The organism is Microbacterium oleivorans (genome assembly GCF_023715745.1).
Classification (GTDB): domain Bacteria; phylum Actinomycetota; class Actinomycetes; order Actinomycetales; family Microbacteriaceae; genus Microbacterium; species Microbacterium oleivorans_D.
In genome coordinates this window covers 622881-641097 of record NZ_JAMBOV010000002.1, presented here as the reverse complement: position 1 = coordinate 641097, position 18217 = coordinate 622881, and the positions used below count along the sequence as shown (strand labels likewise).

Below are 18217 nucleotides of genomic sequence, written 5' to 3'. Positions count from 1 at the left end.
GCCCACTTGCTCCCACGCCTGTGATCCTGCCTGCGCGACCCAGAGGGTGTTACCGCTGCCAACCCCGACAATGCGTTGCCGGTCGGGGGACGTGTTGAGAAGTGCGATGAGTGGGGCGCCGTCCCACTCCTGCCGGTCACAGGCTGGCGAGGATGTCCTCCATCGCAGCGATCTCGGCGGTCTGGTCGTCGACGATCTTCTGCGCGAGGGCGGTCGCGTTCGGGTTCTGCCCGTTGTTGACTTCTTCCTGAGCCATCTCGATTGCACCGTTGTGGTGCTCGATCATCTGCTCCAGGAACAGCTTGGCCGCCTCGGTGCCGGTCGCCGCGTCGAGGGCTTGCATGTCCTCTTCGCTCATCATCCCTCCGCCGTGATCCATGCCATCCATGTCCGTGCCGGAGGTGTCGGCGCCCCACTCCCGCAGCCAGCCGTTGAGCGTGTCGATCTCGGGCTGCTGGGCGGCTTTGATGCCATCGGCGAGGTCAACAACCCGTGGGTCGATGTCGTCCTTGCTCAGCAACACGTCGGACATCTCGATGGCCTGCTGGTGGTGCGGGATCATCATCGTCGCGAACATGATGTCCGCGTCGTTCGCGTTCGCAGACGCGTCAGCGGAAGGGGCGGCGCTGCTGCTGGAGCCGCCGTGGTCCATCCCAGACATGCCACCCCCGGCGTTCCCGGTGTCGGAGCACCCGGCGAGGATAAGGGCGGTGGTCAGGGCGAGCGCGGCAGTCGCCGCAGTACGGATCTTCATGAGGTTCTCCAAAAGTCGTCAATGAGGTTCCTGCCCAGCGGGCAGGGTGAGCCGTGCCTACGCGGGGGCAGGCAGCGGCATCCTCAGGTGCGACTGATGCAGAGAACGATCAATGAGGGTGGAGGCACCGGTGCGAGGCAACCCGGCCACGACGAGACGGTCAGGGGTCCGCGTTCGGGGTCGGTGGTCCGCCAGGTTCCGGTGATGCGGGCGAGGATCAGCACGGTCACGAGCAGGCCGAGCACGCACGCCAACCACATCATGGTGTCGTGCCCACCGGCACAGTCATCGCACTCCCCCGCCGCCGGTTCCCCGACCGGAGTGGCGCCCTGAGCGTGGTGCGAGGCGGCAGGGGCAGTCGTAACGGTGTCGAGGTGACCGGTGCTGGTGGCGTGGCTGTTCAGGGAGTGCATCGCAAGCAGCCCCGCGACGATCCCTACAGTGATCGCGATCATCACGAGGAAGGTGCGGGTGAGCGTGCGCGTGCGTCCCATGGCATCCGCGAGCGTGATTAGCGACATGCTCCCCTCCTTCCTTCCCTACCGTCCAACGTAGTCCGCCTCTTTATTGGCGGCTGCTACAGGCGGCTGACCGTGTCGGGGGTGAGGTCCAGTCGGCGTAGAAGCTGCGCGTTCAGCGCGACAACGATCGTCGACAGAGACATCAGGATCGCCCCGATCGACATCGGCAGCACGAACCCGATCGGCGCGAGGATGCCCGCGGCAAGCGGCACGGACAGCAGGTTGTATCCCGCCGCCCACCACAAGTTCTGCTTCATCTTCCGGTAGCTCGCTCGTGACAGCTCAATCACCGACAGCACCGAACGGGGGTCGTCGCTGGCGAGGATGACCCCCGCCGACGCGATCGCGACATCGGTGCCCGCGCCGATGGCGATACCGACGTCGGCTTGGGCGAGAGCGGGCGCATCGTTCACACCGTCGCCGACCATCGCGACCTTCCGGCCCTCGTCCTGCAGCTCCTTCACCTTCGACGCCTTGTCCTCCGGCCGCACCCCGGCGAAGTACCGGTCAATGCCCAGGTCCGCGGCAACAGACGCAGCAACCGCGTCCGCGTCGCCGGTGATCATCACTACCTGCACGTCCTGGTCGTGGAGCGCCGTCACTGCGGCGCGAGACTCGGCGCGGATCTCGTCTGCAAGGCGCAGCGCACCGGCGACCTTCCCATCGAGGAGGACGTGAAGGATGATCGCGCCCTTCCTGCGCCACTCGTCCGCGACGGGCAGCTCTACAGCGTGCTCCTGCTCGAGCATGTACGGGCCACCGACGTGTACGGTGCGACCATCCACGCGGGCGCGGACGCCCACGGCAGGAGAGGACTCGAAGTCGGTGGCGGCGGGGACGGTGAGCTGCTTGTCTTTCGCGGCGTTCACGATCGCGCGGGCCAGAGGGTGCTCCGAGTCGGACTCCGCACCGGCAGCCAGAGCCAGCAGCTCATCCTCGGATGCGTCGCCGGACGGTTCGATAGCCGTGACCGCGGGGGCGCCCTTGGTGAGGGTGCCGGTCTTATCGAACAAGACCGTGTTCACGGTGCGCATGCTCTCCAACGCGAGACGGTCCTTCACGAGCACACCACCGCGGGCAGCGCGCTCGGTCGCGATCGACACGACCAGCGGGATTGCGAGGCCCAACGCGTGCGGACACGCGATCACCAGAACGGTGATCGTGCGGACCACCGCATCATCGGGCAACCCCACGAGCGTCCACACGATCGCGGTGATCACCGCGGCTCCCAGCGCGAACCAGAACAGCCACGCGGCGGCACGATCCGCGAGCCGCTGCGCCCGCGACGATGAGCTCTGCGCGTCGGTGACCAGCTTCTGGATCCCCGCGAGAGCGGTGTCGTCCCCGACGGCGGTGATCTGCACCCGAACCCCGGAGTCGGTGGCGACGGTGCCGGCGACGACCTGGTCGCCCTCACTACGCCGCACCGGGCGGGACTCGCCGGTGATCATCGACTCGTCCATGCTGGCTGAGCCCTGCACAATCCGCCCATCTGCGGGCACCCGCCCGCCGGGACGCACCACCACGACGTCGTCGACGACCAGGTCAGACGGTGCGACGGTGACAACCTCATCACCCTGCACCTTCTCGGCCTCATCGGGCAGAAGGGCGGCGAGGGAATCGAGTGCGGAGGTTGTCTGGGCCAGAGAGCGCATCTCGATCCAGTGACCGAGCAGCATGATCACGATCAGCAGCGCGAGCTCCCACCAGAAATCGAGCTCATGGTGCAGCAGCCCGAGGCTGGCACCCCAGGATGCGAGGAACGCGACGGTAATCGCCAACGCGATCAGCAGCATCATCCCGGGCTTACGGGCGCGGAGTTCACTGACCGCGCCCGTCAGGAACGGGGCGCCACCCCACACGTACATCACCGTGCCCAGCACCGGGGAAACCCATCCCACCCAGGCCGCATCTGGCAGTGGGTAGCCGATGAGCATCGCGAACATCATTGAGAAGCCCGCGACCGGCACCGCCAGGATCAGCATGATCCAAAACAGTCGGCGGAACTGCCCCACGTGATCCCCGTGCCCAGCGTGACCGCCATGGTCCGCGTGCCCGTGTGCGGACTTCCCCGCGGCGGGTGCCTGCTCGTGATGAGCGTGCCCGGTGTGCCCATGCTCGGCCGTGGCGGTGTGCCCGTCGTGGTCGGTGTGGCCTCCGTGGGAGGCGTGATTGTGGTGATCGTGCTGGCTCATGAGAGCTCCCCTCGAAAGAACCGGCGGGTCAGGCGGGCGTGCTTACGACGGTGTAACCGACCTCTTCGATAGCTGCCTTCACCATCTCGGAATCGACCGGAGTTGCACTGTGGATCGTGACGCGCGACGCGCCGCCCGCAACCAGATCCACCGAGACACTGTCCACACTCTCGACGGCCGACAGTTCCTCCGTGACGCTCGACACGCAGTGAGAACACGTCATCCCCGACACCAACACGTCCTGCGCGATCGCGCTGCTCGCGGCGACCGCGGGCTCAGCGCTCGAAGCTGTCGAACAGCACGCGCACCCTGAGTTCTTATCCGTCAGGCCCAGCTCAATACGGTCCACCATCTGAATCTCCCCTCAACACGGCCCCTGTTCGGGCGGCCGACTGGATGCCGATACCAGAGATACCTTACCCCCCTAGGGTATGGTCGTCCAGGCTCCAACATGCTTCCGCGGAGCCAACCGAAAACGCCCGCCGAAACCAGGATTCGGACTACGTTTCCGGTGCACACCTAGTGCGCCTCGGCGCGATAGACCCGAAAACGATCGTTTTCGGCTGGAACCTCGACTGCCGTGCGCTATCTCTGCGACGGGATAGAGCCACGAGGGTAAGGCGTGGGAGAGTTCACCACATGAGAGCCCCGTACGTAGTCCTGTTCGTTGGGTCGCTCGTCACTTTTCTCGGAGGTACCGCACTCGCCATATTCGCAATCGGTTCGGATCTCCCGGGGCCACCCGCGGGGGTAGGACTCGCCGTGCTCGGCGCTCTCGGCACCATCGTCGGCGGACAAGGACTTAGGAAGCGGCCGCGGAAGGATGCGCCTTCAGATGACAGCTGATGATGCTTCCAAACGCGACCACGCCAGACTGCAACAGATCCGCGAAGAACTCATCGACCTCGCGTGGGTTGCTGGCACGCCCGACTATGGCCACATCGACCGCCGCGAAGCACTCGAGAAGGAAGCAGCCGAGATCAGGACGCGGTTGGGCATCGAGGATGACCGGCCTCCCCTCAGCACGACGTCGACCAGAAAAGGCTGGTTGATGTTGATCGCTACCGTGATCGGCGTAGTCGGGACCCTGGCGATACTGTCACTACCGCGATAGCCGATCCACCAGAAACGTCTGCCAAAACCCGGTAGCGGGCATCGTTTACGGCGCGTGCTTCTCGACCTTCCCGGACGTACAGCCGTAAACGATCGTCTTCGGCATGACGTCACTGCGGCACCTGAGGCATCGCAGCCTGGAGGCCACGGCGCGAACCCCGAAAGAACACGGAGCCACGTGTGCTGCTGGGGCGCGGCCGCACAGCGCCAGCGATCCGCGTGGCGCCGAGAACGCTGTCTAAGACAGTCGGATGCGACCGACGAGGTGCGGTCATTGTTGACGTTTCCTGTCCACCGTCACCAAGTAGATGACCGCCGCAACGCTGATACCCAGCAACAGCATGCCCACCACTGCAGTCGGAGATCCCCAGCCGATGATGACCATCGCCACTCCGATGACGGCCATAAGCGCCGAGATGACAGCTTGCACAGATGATCGAGACATGTTGTTGCTCCTAGCAGCTGTAATAGACGCCGACGGCTGAGACAGCGTAGGACGCCAGTCCGAATGCGAAGGCAGCCCCTGGACCTGCGCTGCCAATGATCACACCGGCCGTCGCTAGGACTATCCCGGCATAGGCAACTCCACAACCAGCGCTCACGGAGGTACGGAGCCCTGTGGGGTCGATGTTGTTGATGCGGTCGCCTCCGGCGTAGGCGTATCGGTTGGCGTTGGTGGGGTCGAGGGGTGCTTCGAGTTGTCTTGTTGGGTCCAGCGTCCGAGGGTGGGGTTGTACCAGCGGTTGCCGAAGTGGACCCATCCGGTGGCGCGGTCCTGGATGCCACCCTTGAACAGGAACGGGTTCTGGGTCTGCCCGGTGCCGCCACTGTTGTAGGTGAGGGTGGGGAGCTCGAACGGGTCGTACGTGCAGGTGTAGCCGGGGGATCCGAAGTCGCGGAGGATCGCGGTGGGGTTCCCGAGCCCGTCGTACACGTACAGGCTGACCCACCCCTCCCGCTCAAGGAGCATGCGCCGGCTGACACGGATGCCGGCGGACGCTGAGCTGCTGCCCGCTTGACTAGGCCGAGCTAGCTGTACCCGGTCGGCACGTTGGTGACACTCGGGTAGGGAGAATGCCTCCACCCTCAGCTTGCCGGCGCCGACGCTGCACCCGAAAGCCGTCGCAGCACGTTGGCGAGCTGAATGACCGCGTCAGCCGCGATCCCTGCCCGAACTCGCGTTCCATCAGGGTTGTGTTTGACGGCTTGAGCAAATTCGACCGTCTTCTTCACCAGAGCTCGCAGTTCCGCGTTCCCCGCCCCAGGAAGAGCCGTGTCGGCATATCGATCGAGACGTTGTTTTGTCTGCGCCACGGGAGGTTCGGTCTCCCCGTCTCGCAGGTGAAGAGCGGGGTCGTAGACGGTGGCACTGAGAGCTTCAAGAACGGCCACGCAGTCATTCCCGACGTTGCGGTAGTCCTGAACAGTCGCAGCAGAATGAAAGTGCCTGCGCAGCTCCGCAATTTCGATGTCGACCACCGGCCAGCCAAGCCGCTTGGCCGGAGTGATTGGATCTACAAGCTCACCAGCGAAGCCGGTGTCCTCAATCTGCTCCAACCTGATTTGTAACGGCTCGAAGAGCTCGTGGATCATGTCACGACGCGCCTGCCAACTTCCGTACCCGTCGTGCTGACCCCAGTAGGAGCGAAACGTCGGAAAGTCGCGGAACGGGACTTCAAATCGAATACCAAGCCTGCGAGTCACGGTTTCGAGCGTGCGCATCGCCTCGCGAGACTCTGCATCGTTGATCCGGAGGCCCTCGGCGTCCGTTCCATATGCCGTGAACTCTCGACGGACCAATTGCGTGAGCCCGAGGGCGACTTCCGCGTCTCCGCGGTCCGCCAAGGGGCTTCGACGGATCGTGTGAAGAAGATCCACGTCGAGGTCCGTATCGCGATAATTCCAGCCATCCTCGATCTTGATCTCGTTCTTGAAGAACTCCTCGACTCGCATGACTCACAGGCTAAGGGCGGCACTGACCTCAACGGTGATTGCACTCATTCACAGCCGCGATGGACATGCCGTGCCCCTCACTGCTGTAGACGTCGAACACGTACGAGCCACCGGCTTCATTTGTCCCCTGGAAACGCCAGCCGTATGGAGCCGGTGACGATCGACCCGCGGCCGAAGCCAGCGAAGGCATGGGTGCGGTTTGGGGCGACGCCGGCACTCGTCGACGTGGAGGTTTGCCGGTGGACGGCGGATGCCTGCGCCATCAGGTTACGCGTGGGTGAAACGGAGATGAAGGCGTAGGTGTGGGCCTCAGCGGTCACGCCGGCGTCTCCTGACGGGCGCTGAGCGTCCTGTGGACGATCTCTGCAGCGACGCCGGCTTCTGATTGCCTGGCGGGATGCACGACGATGACGACTGGCAGGGCTTCTCCCCCACCTGCGCGCAATGCCTGATGCAGCTGCAGCCGTCATGGACGCCGCCGACTCCTCCTGTATGGCGGTGCCCGGATTGCGGACTAATGCGCGTGTACTAGTCGACCCGTTGCACGAGGCGGATGACCTCTACTGCAGGGATCTCGCCCTTACTCGTCTGCGACTCCGTATGCCGCCGCCTCGAGCTGCACGCGTGACCTCATCGACATCGCCGGGACCGCGCGCGAGTTCCCCGAGCATGTGTCGAATCCGCTTGCATAGTGATTCCCCCGGGGAGCGGGGAAAGGTCGGCCGAGGGTGTGCTCCAAGTCGGGCTGACCCTGCCGTAGTCGCGCACGATGCGGGTGAGCGCGACGGTGGCTCGGACGAGATCGGCAACGATCCTCGGCGTCGATGAACGCAGCCATGCTTGTTGCCCTCTTCATCCCAGCTGGTGATGTGCTCGCGTCCGATGACGATGGCGGCATCCCTTCGGCGAGGTGAGGGCGGCGGTCGATCTAGCCGAATTCGAATCGAGCCTTGACGGAGAGTGTTGAGGCTGCCACTCGCTCCGCTGGTGCCTAGCCCGTGGCCTCCATGACCAGGAGTTGCGTGATCTGCCTCCCTCCGCCTAAACAATCTCGATATCCGCTCACGGGTCTCCACCGATCGAGCCGATGGACGTCATCACGCTCACCCTCAGCCCCAGGGAGATGGATGTCGTCTCGGCGCCCCCTGTCGGCGACCACCCATCCGACGATGCACACACGAGGCTGACTGAAACCGCGCATGTGGAGTGCATGACCACCACTGACGCCACTCCCACCCCCATCCTCTACTCGACGAAAGAACTCGCCGTCCTGCTAGGTATTTCCGCACGAAGCCTCGAGGACTGGCGCCTCAGAAACTACGGACCCCGTTACGTGCGGCTAGGGAAGCACGTCCTCTACCAGCACCGCGACGTCATTGCCTTCCTCGACGCATGCACCATCGAGACGGAGGCGCCCCGTGGCTAGAAAGCGAAAGAAGGTCGGCGAGCTCGGCCGTATCTCCTACCGTGAGCTCGTGTCAGGCGTGCAGGCACGCACCCGAATCCGGCTGAAGGATGGATCACTGATCAACATCACCGCATCCGGTACGTCACAGACCGAGGCTGAGGCTGCATTGCGTCATCGAGCGCGCGACGCGTGGGGCGGAATCGCACGCTCCATCACCGCCGACACGACGATTGCAGAACTGGCTGACGCGTGGCTACAGGACGCGAGGCGCCGTGGCAAGGTCGAGTCGACAACGATCCACGCCTACGAGGCGACAGTCCGCACGATCATCAAACCGAACATGGGGGCATACACGATAGAGCAGATGGACGCTGGATTGTGCGACCAGGAGTTGCTGAACCTGAGCGTGACAAGCGCTTCGAAAGCGCGCAAGGCTCGATCCGCCCTCCGATTGATGTTCAAACTCGCCATCCGACATCGCGCAATCCCTCAAAACCCGATCGACGCCGTCGAAACGACTCCTGCACCTCAACCGGTCAAAAGTTCAGTCGACGACAAGCAGTTGAGCGTGCTCATCCGAGAGCTCGAAGCCTGGGAAGGAAAGAACCCGGGACGACGCGGAGGTATCCGGCCGGATAGGCGGCTCCTGTCCGATCTACTCCTTCTGATGCTCGCAACGAGCGAGCGCATTGGAGAGATCGTTCTACTCAGCCTTCGGGACATCGTGATTCACGACGGCCGCATATACGTGACCGTGTGGGACACAGTGCGTCAGATTCCCGGCGTGGGCCTCGTACGCAAAGGCGCCCCCAAACGCTCTGATCAGCGCCGCCAGATCCCACTCCCTCCGTTCGCCGAAGAGATCGTGCGGCGACGCATGGCGGCTTACGTTCCGAATGCGGAGGAATTCCTCTTCCCAACTAGAAACGGCACTGCTCACTCCCCAGCCAACTTCCGCCGACTTCTGCGAGCCTTCCGTGATGACCGGCGCCAGGCTCTTGAGGCCGCACAGATCGACGTAGACAGACTGACTCCCAAGACGATGCGCAAATCGGCTGCGACCGCAGTCGAGGAAAGCTTGAGCCTGTCGGACGCGCAACTGCTCCTTGGCCATGCACATCCTGGGACAACTTCCGTTTCCTATGTGCAGCGTTCCAAGATCGTGCCTTCACGTACTGCGGATGCTCTCGCAATGGCCTTTCCCAGCGCCGCATCCGACCCGAGTGGAGATGAGTCAGAAAGTGACGAGCAGCCTCCGCAGTCCTAGTGGCCCCTCGGTTATCCGGGTCAATCCGGTAGCAATCAGTACTGGTCGCTGCGAACTGCGCGGGTGTGTCGAGGCCCCTGCGAGTAGAAGAGCGTAGTTCCCACCCCCGATTCGGCCCCGGGGCGGAATCCATCACATGATGAGGCAGATGAGTCGCGAATAAAATCCCCGATTTGCCTGGAATAACAGGCAAACCGGGGAGAATTGTGCACCCCCTGGGACTCGAACCCAGAACCCACTGATTAAGAGTCAGTTGCTCTGCCGATTGAGCTAGAGGTGCGTGATTCGAAGAACTCGAACCGAGGGACAACACTAGCATCACGATCGACTCCTCCGCCAATCGGGACACCCCCGGCACTCACGAGGGCGTCAGGCGCACGACGTATCCTGGACCCGTGACGCCACTGCCTTCCGCGACGGATTGGACCGCCCCTTTCGACGGCGACCTCAGCGACGATCTCGCCCTCGCGCTGCGCCTCGCGGATGCTGCGGATCAGGTCTCGATGCAGCGCTTCGACGCTCCTGATCTCGACGTCCGGACGAAGTCGGACGCGACCCACGTCACCGAGGCCGATCTCGCTACCGAGCGCGCCATCCGCGACATCCTCGCGAAGGATCGTCCCGAGGACGGGATCTTCGGCGAGGAGTTCGGCACCAGCGGCGAGACGCAGCGGCAGTGGATCATCGATCCGATCGACGGCACCGCCAACTACCTGAAGGGCATCCCGATGTGGGCGACGTTGATCGCCCTGGTCATCGACGGCGTGCCGCGTGTGGGCGTCGTCAGCCAGCCGGCGATCTCCCGCCGCTGGTGGGGCGCGACCGGAGCGGGCGCGTGGACGAACGCCGCCGACGGGCGACCCCGACGGATCCACACGTCCGACGTGGGCGCCGTCGCCGACGCGAGTGTGAGCTTCCAGAGCATCGCCCAGTGGGACGAAGTGGGACGTGCAGACGACCTCCTCCGGCTGTCCCGCGCCGTCTGGCGGGATCGAGGGTACGGCGATGCGTGGCCGTACATGCTGCTCGCCGAGGGCCGGCTCGAGTTCGTCGCAGAGTTCGGCGTCCGCGAGTACGACATCGCCGCCCACGTCCCCGTGATCCTCGAGGCCGGGGGGCGCTTCACCGACATCGACGGGGACGAGCGACTCGATGCGCGCTCGTCGCTGGCGACCAACGGCATCCTCCACGACGACTTCCTCGGGGTGCTGCGCGCGTGATCCTCCGCCGACGCACCACGCGTGTCGCCACCGTCCTGGCGACGGGCGCCGTGGTCGTCCTCCTCGCGGCGGCGTGCGCCCCGACCGCTGGCCCGGGCCTCGGGACGGCGACGGCTCCGGCTCCCGGTGCATCGGCGCCTGCCGCGTCTGCTCCGCCGACGATCGACGCCGCCGACGTCACCTGCGAGAACATGCTTTCGCCGGAGACCGTCGACAGCTTCACCGCGACCGGCTGGACGGTGCGTGAGGACCCGTTCGTGATCCTGGACCTCGAGCTCCCCGAGGGCACCGCCTGCACGTGGGGAGACTTCAGTTCTCCGACGAACGACGACCTCGTCCTCTTCGGATGGTCGCCGATCTCGACGGCCGACGCGGACGCTACCGAGGCGGCCTTGGAAGCCGAGGGGTGGCTGCGCGAGGAGGACAGCCGGGGTGTGCTGATCACCGAGGACCCCGACCTCGCGCTGCGCGTGGACGACGACGGCTACGGCGTCACCTACCTCTTCGGCGACGGCTGGGTGAAGGTCTCCGACACGCGTCAGGGCCTGGATCTGATCGAGCTCGGCTGACACCGACCGGTGACACGACGAAGCCCCCGGCATCCATCGGACACCGGGGGCTTCACTCCGTGACAACGGTTCGTGGAGATGGGGGGAATCGAACCCCCGTCCATCGCTGAGAGACGGCGTCTTCTCCGGGCGCAGTCTGTAAGAGGCGTTCTGCTCGGCTCCGACCTTTAGTACAGACACATAAGTCGACGAGCCCAGCCTGAGAAGAGTCCCGCGTGACGCTCAGGCGACGTCACGCAGCAAGATCCCTTAGATGACGCCAGGGACCGTGAGGGGATCACTCACGGATTGACGGACTCGGGCTCGCTGCTTACGCAGCGAGGGCGAAGTCGGACTGCTTCTTATTGGCAGTTATTGGTTCGCAGAGATCGTTAACGAGATAACCCTGCATCCTCGGCCCGCTTCTCGCAGAGTCACAGGCGATGTCGAAACCGATCATCCCCGAGACGCCTGACGGCGTGTGGACCGTTGTCACACTGTGGAGTTGTCATGTGTCGGATGCCGTAGCGTCCGAGCATCCCAGAATACCACCCGGACGGCCATGTCAGTCGATGAGGAAGTGATCGCGCGCGAGCGGAGCGACCTGCAGCGTCTGCGCCTCCGCTTCCCCGACCCATCGGAGCTCAGCGATCTCGGCGGCGGCCCGCGGCTCCTGGCCGGTCAGCGGCACGTCGAAGACGTCGGCGATCACGGTGTGCCCGGCCTCGTTCGCGGCGACGGCCCGGAAGACGCCCCGCGGCCGGAGATCGTCGACGGCGACCTCGACCCCGAGCTCCTCCCGGAGCTCCCGGACGAGCGTCTCGGCCGGGCTCTCACCGGGTTCCGGCTTTCCACCGGGTTGCATGAAGGCCGTCGTGCCCGCCTTCCGCACCAGCAGCAGTCGCCCCGAGGTGTCGCGGATGACGGCGGCCGAGACCCGGATGGAGGGCGCGGAGGCGATGTCGGAGACGGTCACGCCAGAACGCTAACAGGCCCCGCATCCGACTCGACGTAGAATCTCGTGTGCTTCCCGACACCCCGACCTCCGACGCCGCGATCGATCCTGCCGATCTCGCCACCACTCTCCGGGTGCTGACGACCCTGCCCTCCCTCCCCCGCACGCACCCCGACTTCATCGCCGTGCGGCAGGCGAGCGCCGCGATGTTCAAGGCGGCGAAGAAGGAGCGCCGGCGCGAGATCCGCGAGGCCGTCGCGACCGCGGACCGCGCCGTGGTCCATGCGACGGCGACCGGCGCGCCCGACCGCATCGACGACGAGACCCGCGGCATCCCGATCGCCACCCGCACCGCAGCTCCCATCGCAGGCGTCCTCAAGAAGGCTCGCGGCTGCTACATCTGCAAGCAGCCCTACACGATCGTGGACGCCTTCTACCACCAGCTGTGCCCCGAGTGCGCGACCCTCAGCCACGGGAAGCGGGATGCCCGGACCGACCTCACCGGTCGGCGGGCGCTCCTCACGGGCGGTCGCGCGAAGATCGGCATGTACATCGCGCTGCGGCTGCTGCGCGACGGCGCCCATACGACGATCACGACCCGATTCCCCCGGGACGCGGTGCGCCGGTTCCGCGCACTTCCGGACTCCGCCGACTGGATGGACCGCCTGAAGATCGTCGGTATCGACCTGCGCGACCCCGCCCAGGTCATCGCCCTCGCCGACGACGTCGCCGCGGCCGGCCCGCTCGACATCCTGATCAACAACGCCACGCAGACGGTGCGACGATCCCCCGGGGCCTATCAGCCGCTCGTCGAGGCCGAGCTGGCACCTCTCCCCGACGGCGTGCTTCCCGAGCTCGTCACCTTCGGACACACCAACGACCGTCACCCCGAGGCACTGGAGCGATCCGTCAGCGCGCATCCGATCCTCGCCGCCGCGGCGGACCGGGCGGACGCCCTCACCCGCGAGGCGATGGCGGCTGGATCGACCTCGCTCGACCGGCTCGCGGACGGGACCGCGATCGACGCGGGCGGGCTGATACCCGACCTCGACCGCACGAACTCCTGGGTGCAGCGCGTCGAGGAGGTGGACCCTCTCGAGATGCTCGAGGTGCAGCTCGCGAACACCACCGCCCCCTTCCTCCTGGTCTCGAAGCTCCGGCCCGCGCTGGCGGCGAGCCCTGCCCGGCGCACCTACATCGTCAACGTCAGTGCCATGGAGGGTGTGTTCGAACGCGGCTACAAGGGCCCCGGGCATCCGCACACGAACATGGCGAAGGCCGCCGTGAACATGCTCACGAGGACGAGTGCGCGGGAGATGTTCCAGAGCGACGGCATCCTCATGACGAGTGTCGACACCGGGTGGATCACCGATGAGCGCCCCCACCCCACGAAGGTCCGTCTCGCCGAAGAGGGGTTCCACGCGCCGCTGGACCTCGTCGACGGCGCAGCCCGGGTGTACGACCCCATCGTTCGCGGCGAGGCGGGTGAGGACGTCTTCGGCGTCTTCCTCAAGGACTACGCGCCGGGTCGATGGTGATCGCGTTCCCCGTACCCGGGACCCGGGTCGTGGTGCGGTACCTGCTGCCCGACGGACAGGCGACGGATGCCCTCGGCGAACTGGTGACGGTGGAGCCCGACGTGATCGTCGTCGACGGTAGGCGCGGACTCGAACGGATCGGCCGCGCCACCGTCATCGCCGCGAAGGCCGTCCCGCCGCCGCCGGAGCCCCGGGCCCGGAGGGGCACGGCCTGAAGGTCACTCCCCCAGTCGGTTGCGGCTGCGCATCGCCCGCTCGGCTTCGCGCTTGTCCTCGCGTTCGCGGATCGTCTGCCGCTTCTCGTACTCGCGCTTGCCCTTCGCGACGGCGATCTCGACCTTCGCCCGACCGTCCGAGAAGTAGAGCTTGAGCGGGATCAGGGTGTACCCGCCCGCCGCCACCGCGTGCGAGAGCTTCACGATCTCGTCCTTGTGGAGCAGCAGCTTGCGGGTGCGCTTGGAGGCGTGGTTGGTCCAGTGGCCCTGCGAGTACTCGGGGATGTGGACGGCGTCCAGCCAGGCCTCGCCGCGGTCGATGAAGGCATACCCGTCGCTGAGGTTCGCCCGCCCCTGCCGAAGGGACTTGACCTCCGTGCCGGTCAGCACGAGACCGGCCTCGTAGGTCTTCTCGATGGCGTACTCGTGGCGCGCGCGACGGTTGGTCGCGATGACCTGTTCCCCGCGTTCCCTGGGCATGATGACTCCTCGACGAGGCCGCACTCCGCGCGCGACCGGCCTGCCAGTCTAACGGAGGCGCGCGTTCAGGTGCGCAGCCAGCGGCGGATGGCGAAGCTCGCCGACAACGCCGCCAGGACGAGGCCCAGACCCACGATCACCGGGATCACGAGGAGAGCGTCCCGTCCATCGATCCACGTCGTGACGAAGTCGATCTCGTCGACGAGGTATCCGTGGACGCCGTACTGCACACCCGACCAGACCGCGACGCTGGCGAGCGCCGAGCCGATGAAGGCCGCGAAGACACCCTCGAGCACGAACGGCGTCTGGATGAACCGGTTGGACGCACCCACCAGACGCATGATGCCGAGCTCTTTGCGTCTCGCATACGCCGACAGGCGGATGGTCGTGGCGATGAGGAGCACCGCCGCCACGAGCATGAGCCCCGCGATGCCCACGGCGAAATAGGTCGCGATGGTGAGAGCCGAGAAGAGGGGCTGCAGGTACTCCATCTGGTCCGTCACCTCCTCGACGCCCTGGACACCCGAAAACGCCTCGTCGATGACGTCCGTCTGCGTCGGGTCGTCGAGGTTCACCCAGTAGGTCTCGTTGAGCTGCTCCGGTGTGATGAAGTCCGCGTAGTCCTCGCCCATCAGATCGAGGACGTTCTGATACGCCTCCTCGCGCGTCTCGAAACGGACACTCCGGACGATGCCGTCCAGTGCGGGGCTCTCGAGCGTCTGCTTCACGGCGGCGAGCTGCTCATCGGTGGCTTGGCCGTCGCTGCAGGTGGTCTGAGTGGACCCGTCCCGACACATGAAGATCGCGACCTGGGCGCGTTCGGCCCAGTAGCCCTGCATCTTGGCGATCTGCATCTGCATGAGCAGAGCAGCGCCGACGAACGTGAGGGAGACGAAGGTGACGAGGATGACCGAGATCACCATCGATGCGTTGCGACGCAGACCCGTCAGGGCCTCGCCGAGGACGAGGCGGACCCTCATGCGGTCGGCCCCACTTCGTCGTCGTCGCGGCGCCCGAGGCCGAGACGGTCGGCCGCCCCGAGTCCGTCGATCTCACCGAGGTCGATCTCGGCGGGTGCGATCGGGATGCCTCGAGTGCCCGTGTCGGGCTCGGATGCCGCGACCCGGGTCCCGGCATCCGTCTGCACCTCGGTGACGGGCGGCGGGTCGTCGACGACGGGGACGGCGGGCAGTACGGTCTCGGGCTGGGGCGCGGGAGGGGCGATGGGTTCCGGGAGAGGCTCGACCGCGCCCGAGTCGTGCGCGATCTGCTTCTGCAGTTCGAGGACAGCCGTCAGCGCGGCCGTCGCGGCGGCGCCCTTGACTGTTTCGGGAGTCAGGACGGGCAGCCCCGACGTGTCGCCGTACCCGCCGTGGCGCTCGTCACGCACGACCACCCCGCCGCGCAGCTCGATGACGCGCCGCTGCATCTGATCGACGAAGCCGGCCTCGTGGGTGGCCATGACCACCGTCGTGCCGCCGGCGTTGATCCGGGCGAGCAGCTGCATGATGTCGATCGAGGTGCCGGGGTCGAGGTTTCCCGTCGGCTCGTCGGCCAGGAGGATCTGCGGGCGGTTGACGATGGCCCGTGCGATCGCGACGCGCTGCTGCTCACCGCCGGAGAGCTCGTGGGGCAGACGCTTCTCCTTGCCCGCGAGCCCGACCAGGGCGAGGGCCTCGGGCACGGACTGCTGGATGAACGCACGGCTCGAGCCGATGACCTGCAGCGAGAAGGCGACGTTCTGGAACACCGTCTTGTTCGGCAGGAGCCGGAAGTCCTGGAAGACGGAGCCGATGTGGCGACGGAAGTACGGGACCTTGCGGGTGCTGAGGCCGCGCACGTCGCGCCCCAGGACGACGACCCGGCCGTCGGATGCGGTGTCCTCGCGGAGGATGAGGCGCAGGCAGGAGGACTTCCCCGAGCCCGAGGCGCCCACGAGGAACACGAACTCTCCGCGCTGGACGTCGAACTCGACGTCGCTGAGAGCGGGTTTGCTGGTGCCGCGGTACTTCTTGGAGACCTTTTCGAAGCGGATCATGGCCAGACGAGCCTAAGCGGCGGGGGCGCCGCACCCGTCAGCGACACTCCCGCGCACTCAGGGGGCTGCCAGGGTTCCCCGCGCGATGGAGTCGCCCGAGTGACCCGGGTCGCCGTCGACGCTCTCCTGCGAGATGTCGACGACGGTGAAGCGGCTCAGGTCGACGTCTGCGGGCACGTCGAACGTGCCCGTGTCTCCGTCGAGCACGCCGAGGCTGATCAGGTCGGTCGCATCCGAGGTGAGCAGCCAGACCTCGCGGTACCCGTCGGCGGGAAGGGACGCCGTCAGGTCGACGACGACGCGGTCGTGCCCGTCGACGCGTTCCAGCATCGCTTCGCCCCGGGCGCCTGCCCAGGTCGGGAAGCCGTCCAGACGGGCCTCCGAGATGAGCTCGGGCCGCGGCACGATGCCGCCCGACAGCCACACGCCGGCGATGATGGCGACGGCAGCGACGGCGGCGCCCACCAGGACGAAGAAGACCGGGCGGCGACTCACTCGGCGCCGGCGCGCCACGTGCCGCGTCGCTGCCGACGGGACGTCGGAGGAGACCGGCGTCTCGTCGTCGCCGGCCTGCGCGTCCGGCAGATGGAGTTCGGTCCGGATCGATTCCCACACGCGGTCCGGCGGTGTCAGCAACTCCTCACCGGTGCGCGTCGCGCGTCCGGCCTCGACCGCACGAGCGAACGAGGCGACTTCCGCCGCGCACTCCGGACAGGAGTCGAGGTGACGCTGATCATCGTCGGAGACCTGCTCCCCCATCGCGAGGAGGGCGGCGACCTCGGGGTCAAGATGTGACACGGTGCGCCTCCAATCGGGCTCGCAGGCGAGTGAGACTTCGTCGGATGTGACTTTTGACGGTGCCGAGCGGCATCCCCAGTCTGTCGGAGATCTGCTGGTGGGTGAGATCCTCGTAGAACGCGAGCGCGAGAACGGCACGGGCGTCGGGCTCGAGCTGCGCGACCTCGTCGGCCACGAGCATCGCATCCGACACGTCGTGCTCGGCCACCGCCTCGGGGACGACGGCTTTCAACGCTTCCTCGAGACGGGCGGCCCGCGCCCGCGCTTCGTGCGCATCGGCGATACGGCGCCGGGCGATCGTGATCAGCCAGACACCCAGGGGGGCGCCGTCCACGCGGTAGGACGAGCGGGACGTCCACGCCGAGACGAAGGTCCGCTGCGTGACATCCTCCGCCTCGGTCGTGTCACCGAGGGAACGGACGGCGAGCGTGTAGATGATCCTCGACCAGCGGTCGTACATCGCCTTCACCACTGTCTCGTCGCCGGCGGCGAACCGTTCAGCGAGGTGCGCGTCGTCGTCTACGGCCTGCTCCTTCCGTGCAGCGAGCCGGGGCACCGTGATCGTCACGACTGCGCCCTCGCAATGAGCACCACGTTATCGCTGTAGGTGCGGGTCTGCTGATCGAAATCACCACCGCAGGTGATGACGGCGAGGGTCCGGGGACCCTCGCGGGTGAACAGCTCGTCGACGGGAAGCTCCGCGCGGGGAATGTAGGTGACGGACTGGGTGACATAGGTCGTGACCGTGCCGTCGGCATCCGTCACCGTGACCTCGTCCCCCTCCCGCGCATTGCGCAGCTTCGCGAGGGGACCCACCCCGTACTCCCGGTCGTCCACGTGGGCGGCGATCACGGTGGTTCCCTCCGCGTCAGCCGGAGCCTTGCCGAAGCGATACCACCCGGCGATCGAGGGCCGCTCCGGGATCTCCATCTCGCCGGTGTCCTCGACTCCGACGGACTCCACGGGCATGTCGACGTCCAGAGACGAGATGGCGATGCGCTCCGGTGCCGGAGCGCGGACGACAGCCTGCGGAGTGGCGGGAGCGACCGGGACGGAGGCCCGCGGTGTGGGAGCCGCAGGCTGAGGGGAGACCGTCCCGGCCACGCCCGAACCGGTGCCGGAGGGGAATGACTCCACCCCCGACACCGGTGCACAGGCCGCCAGCATCAGTGCCGTCAGCGCGACGGCGATGAGCGACGGGCGGCGCATGTCGG

Annotated in this window: 22 protein-coding genes, 1 tRNA gene and 1 other RNA gene; 7 read left to right on the top strand and 17 right to left on the bottom strand. The window is 66.4% G+C overall.

Going from position 1 to position 18217, the window contains the following annotated elements; genetic code table 11:
- Positions 1 to 136: 136 nt before the first annotated feature.
- The 4 genes from M3190_RS07880 to M3190_RS07865 form a co-directional block, all read right to left on the bottom strand.
- The gene (locus M3190_RS07880; RefSeq protein WP_251580400.1) at positions 137 to 754 is read right to left on the bottom strand and encodes a DUF305 domain-containing protein; all 618 of its coding nucleotides are present in this window, start codon (positions 752 to 754) and stop codon (positions 137 to 139) included.
- A gap of 83 nt (positions 755 to 837) precedes the next feature.
- On the bottom strand, positions 838 to 1275 hold the full coding sequence (locus M3190_RS07875) for a DUF6153 family protein (protein WP_251580399.1): 438 nt from the start codon (positions 1273 to 1275) through the stop codon (positions 838 to 840).
- Positions 1276 to 1331: 56 nt separating this feature from the next.
- A complete protein-coding gene (locus M3190_RS07870) occupies positions 1332 to 3470 on the bottom strand; it encodes a heavy metal translocating P-type ATPase (RefSeq protein ID WP_439958013.1) in 2139 nt (712 codons plus the stop codon).
- Positions 3471 to 3498: 28 nt separating this feature from the next.
- Positions 3499 to 3822 (bottom strand): heavy-metal-associated domain-containing protein, encoded by a 324-nt coding sequence (locus M3190_RS07865; RefSeq protein ID WP_060915500.1) that lies wholly within the window; start codon positions 3820 to 3822, stop codon positions 3499 to 3501.
- Between the two features lie 483 nt (positions 3823 to 4305).
- Here M3190_RS07865 and M3190_RS07860 point away from each other — a divergent pair, with 483 nt between their 5' ends.
- The gene (locus M3190_RS07860; RefSeq protein WP_251580398.1) at positions 4306 to 4584 is read left to right on the top strand and encodes a hypothetical protein; all 279 of its coding nucleotides are present in this window, start codon (positions 4306 to 4308) and stop codon (positions 4582 to 4584) included.
- Positions 4585 to 4854: 270 nt separating this feature from the next.
- Here the strand turns inward: M3190_RS07860 and M3190_RS07855 are convergent, their stop codons facing one another.
- The 4 genes from M3190_RS07855 to M3190_RS07840 form a co-directional block, all read right to left on the bottom strand.
- Positions 4855 to 5028, bottom strand: coding sequence for a hypothetical protein (locus M3190_RS07855; RefSeq protein ID WP_251580397.1), 174 nt, complete (start codon positions 5026 to 5028; stop codon positions 4855 to 4857).
- 153 nt (positions 5029 to 5181) lie between these two features.
- On the bottom strand, positions 5182 to 5553 hold the full coding sequence (locus M3190_RS07850) for an RHS repeat-associated core domain-containing protein (RefSeq protein ID WP_251580396.1): 372 nt from the start codon (positions 5551 to 5553) through the stop codon (positions 5182 to 5184).
- 116 nt (positions 5554 to 5669) lie between these two features.
- Complete coding sequence (locus tag M3190_RS07845; protein ID WP_251580395.1) at positions 5670 to 6536, bottom strand: hypothetical protein; 867 nt, start codon at positions 6534 to 6536, stop codon at positions 5670 to 5672.
- A gap of 116 nt (positions 6537 to 6652) precedes the next feature.
- The gene (locus tag M3190_RS07840) at positions 6653 to 6856 is read right to left on the bottom strand and encodes a hypothetical protein (protein WP_251580394.1); all 204 of its coding nucleotides are present in this window, start codon (positions 6854 to 6856) and stop codon (positions 6653 to 6655) included.
- Positions 6857 to 7623: 767 nt separating this feature from the next.
- On the opposite strand from M3190_RS07840, the gene M3190_RS07835 reads away from it, so the two are divergent.
- Positions 7624 to 7962, top strand: a complete 339-nt coding sequence (locus tag M3190_RS07835) for a helix-turn-helix transcriptional regulator (protein ID WP_251580393.1) — start codon at positions 7624 to 7626, stop codon at positions 7960 to 7962.
- Positions 7963 to 8011: 49 nt separating this feature from the next.
- Positions 8012 to 9211, top strand: a complete 1200-nt coding sequence (locus M3190_RS15530) for a tyrosine-type recombinase/integrase (RefSeq protein ID WP_251580392.1) — start codon at positions 8012 to 8014, stop codon at positions 9209 to 9211.
- Positions 9212 to 9418: 207 nt separating this feature from the next.
- Here the strand turns inward: M3190_RS15530 and M3190_RS07825 are convergent.
- Positions 9419 to 9491: transfer RNA gene (locus tag M3190_RS07825), tRNA-Lys, on the bottom strand.
- Between the two features lie 115 nt (positions 9492 to 9606).
- Here M3190_RS07825 and M3190_RS07820 point away from each other — a divergent pair.
- Both M3190_RS07820 and M3190_RS07815 read left to right on the top strand, forming a co-directional pair.
- The gene (locus M3190_RS07820; protein WP_251580391.1) at positions 9607 to 10431 is read left to right on the top strand and encodes an inositol monophosphatase family protein; all 825 of its coding nucleotides are present in this window, start codon (positions 9607 to 9609) and stop codon (positions 10429 to 10431) included.
- Entirely contained in the window at positions 10428 to 11000 is a 573-nt protein-coding gene (locus M3190_RS07815; RefSeq protein WP_251580390.1) for a hypothetical protein, read from the top strand. Before M3190_RS07820 ends, M3190_RS07815 begins: the two co-directional genes overlap by 4 nt.
- 70 nt (positions 11001 to 11070) lie before the next feature.
- Here the strand turns inward: M3190_RS07815 and ssrA are convergent.
- Both ssrA and M3190_RS07805 read right to left on the bottom strand, forming a co-directional pair.
- Positions 11071 to 11443: a transfer-messenger RNA gene (gene ssrA, locus M3190_RS07810) on the bottom strand.
- Between the two features lie 101 nt (positions 11444 to 11544).
- Positions 11545 to 11955, bottom strand: a complete 411-nt coding sequence (locus M3190_RS07805; protein WP_251580389.1) for an NUDIX hydrolase — start codon at positions 11953 to 11955, stop codon at positions 11545 to 11547.
- A 47-nt stretch (positions 11956 to 12002) separates the two neighbouring features.
- Here M3190_RS07805 and M3190_RS07800 point away from each other — a divergent pair, with 47 nt between their 5' ends.
- Positions 12003 to 13472, top strand: a complete 1470-nt coding sequence (locus tag M3190_RS07800) for an SDR family NAD(P)-dependent oxidoreductase (RefSeq protein ID WP_251580388.1) — start codon at positions 12003 to 12005, stop codon at positions 13470 to 13472.
- Positions 13466 to 13687, top strand: coding sequence for a putative acetyltransferase (locus M3190_RS07795; RefSeq protein WP_251580387.1), 222 nt, complete (start codon positions 13466 to 13468; stop codon positions 13685 to 13687). Before M3190_RS07800 ends, M3190_RS07795 begins: the two co-directional genes overlap by 7 nt.
- Before the next feature lie 3 nt (positions 13688 to 13690).
- On the opposite strand, the gene smpB is transcribed toward M3190_RS07795, so the two are convergent.
- The 6 genes from smpB to M3190_RS07765 all read right to left on the bottom strand — a co-directional run bounded on the left by smpB (position 13691) and on the right by M3190_RS07765 (position 18212).
- A complete protein-coding gene (smpB, locus tag M3190_RS07790; protein WP_251580386.1) occupies positions 13691 to 14167 on the bottom strand; it encodes an SsrA-binding protein SmpB in 477 nt (158 codons plus the stop codon).
- 65 nt (positions 14168 to 14232) lie between these two features.
- Complete coding sequence (gene ftsX, locus M3190_RS07785; protein ID WP_251580385.1) at positions 14233 to 15147, bottom strand: permease-like cell division protein FtsX; 915 nt, start codon at positions 15145 to 15147, stop codon at positions 14233 to 14235.
- Entirely contained in the window at positions 15144 to 16205 is a 1062-nt protein-coding gene (ftsE, locus tag M3190_RS07780; protein ID WP_251580384.1) for a cell division ATP-binding protein FtsE, read from the bottom strand. The genes ftsX and ftsE overlap by 4 nt, the downstream gene beginning before the upstream one ends.
- Positions 16206 to 16262: 57 nt before the next feature.
- Positions 16263 to 17003: an anti-sigma factor gene (locus tag M3190_RS07775; protein ID WP_251580383.1), complete on the bottom strand. Its 741-nt coding sequence runs from the start codon at positions 17001 to 17003 to the stop codon at positions 16263 to 16265.
- Positions 16990 to 17571, bottom strand: a complete 582-nt coding sequence (locus M3190_RS07770) for an RNA polymerase sigma factor (protein ID WP_251580382.1) — start codon at positions 17569 to 17571, stop codon at positions 16990 to 16992. Before M3190_RS07770 ends, M3190_RS07775 begins: the two co-directional genes overlap by 14 nt.
- Complete coding sequence (locus M3190_RS07765; RefSeq protein WP_251580381.1) at positions 17568 to 18212, bottom strand: class F sortase; 645 nt, start codon at positions 18210 to 18212, stop codon at positions 17568 to 17570. Before M3190_RS07765 ends, M3190_RS07770 begins: the two co-directional genes overlap by 4 nt.
- Between the last annotated feature and the right edge of the window lie 5 nt (positions 18213 to 18217).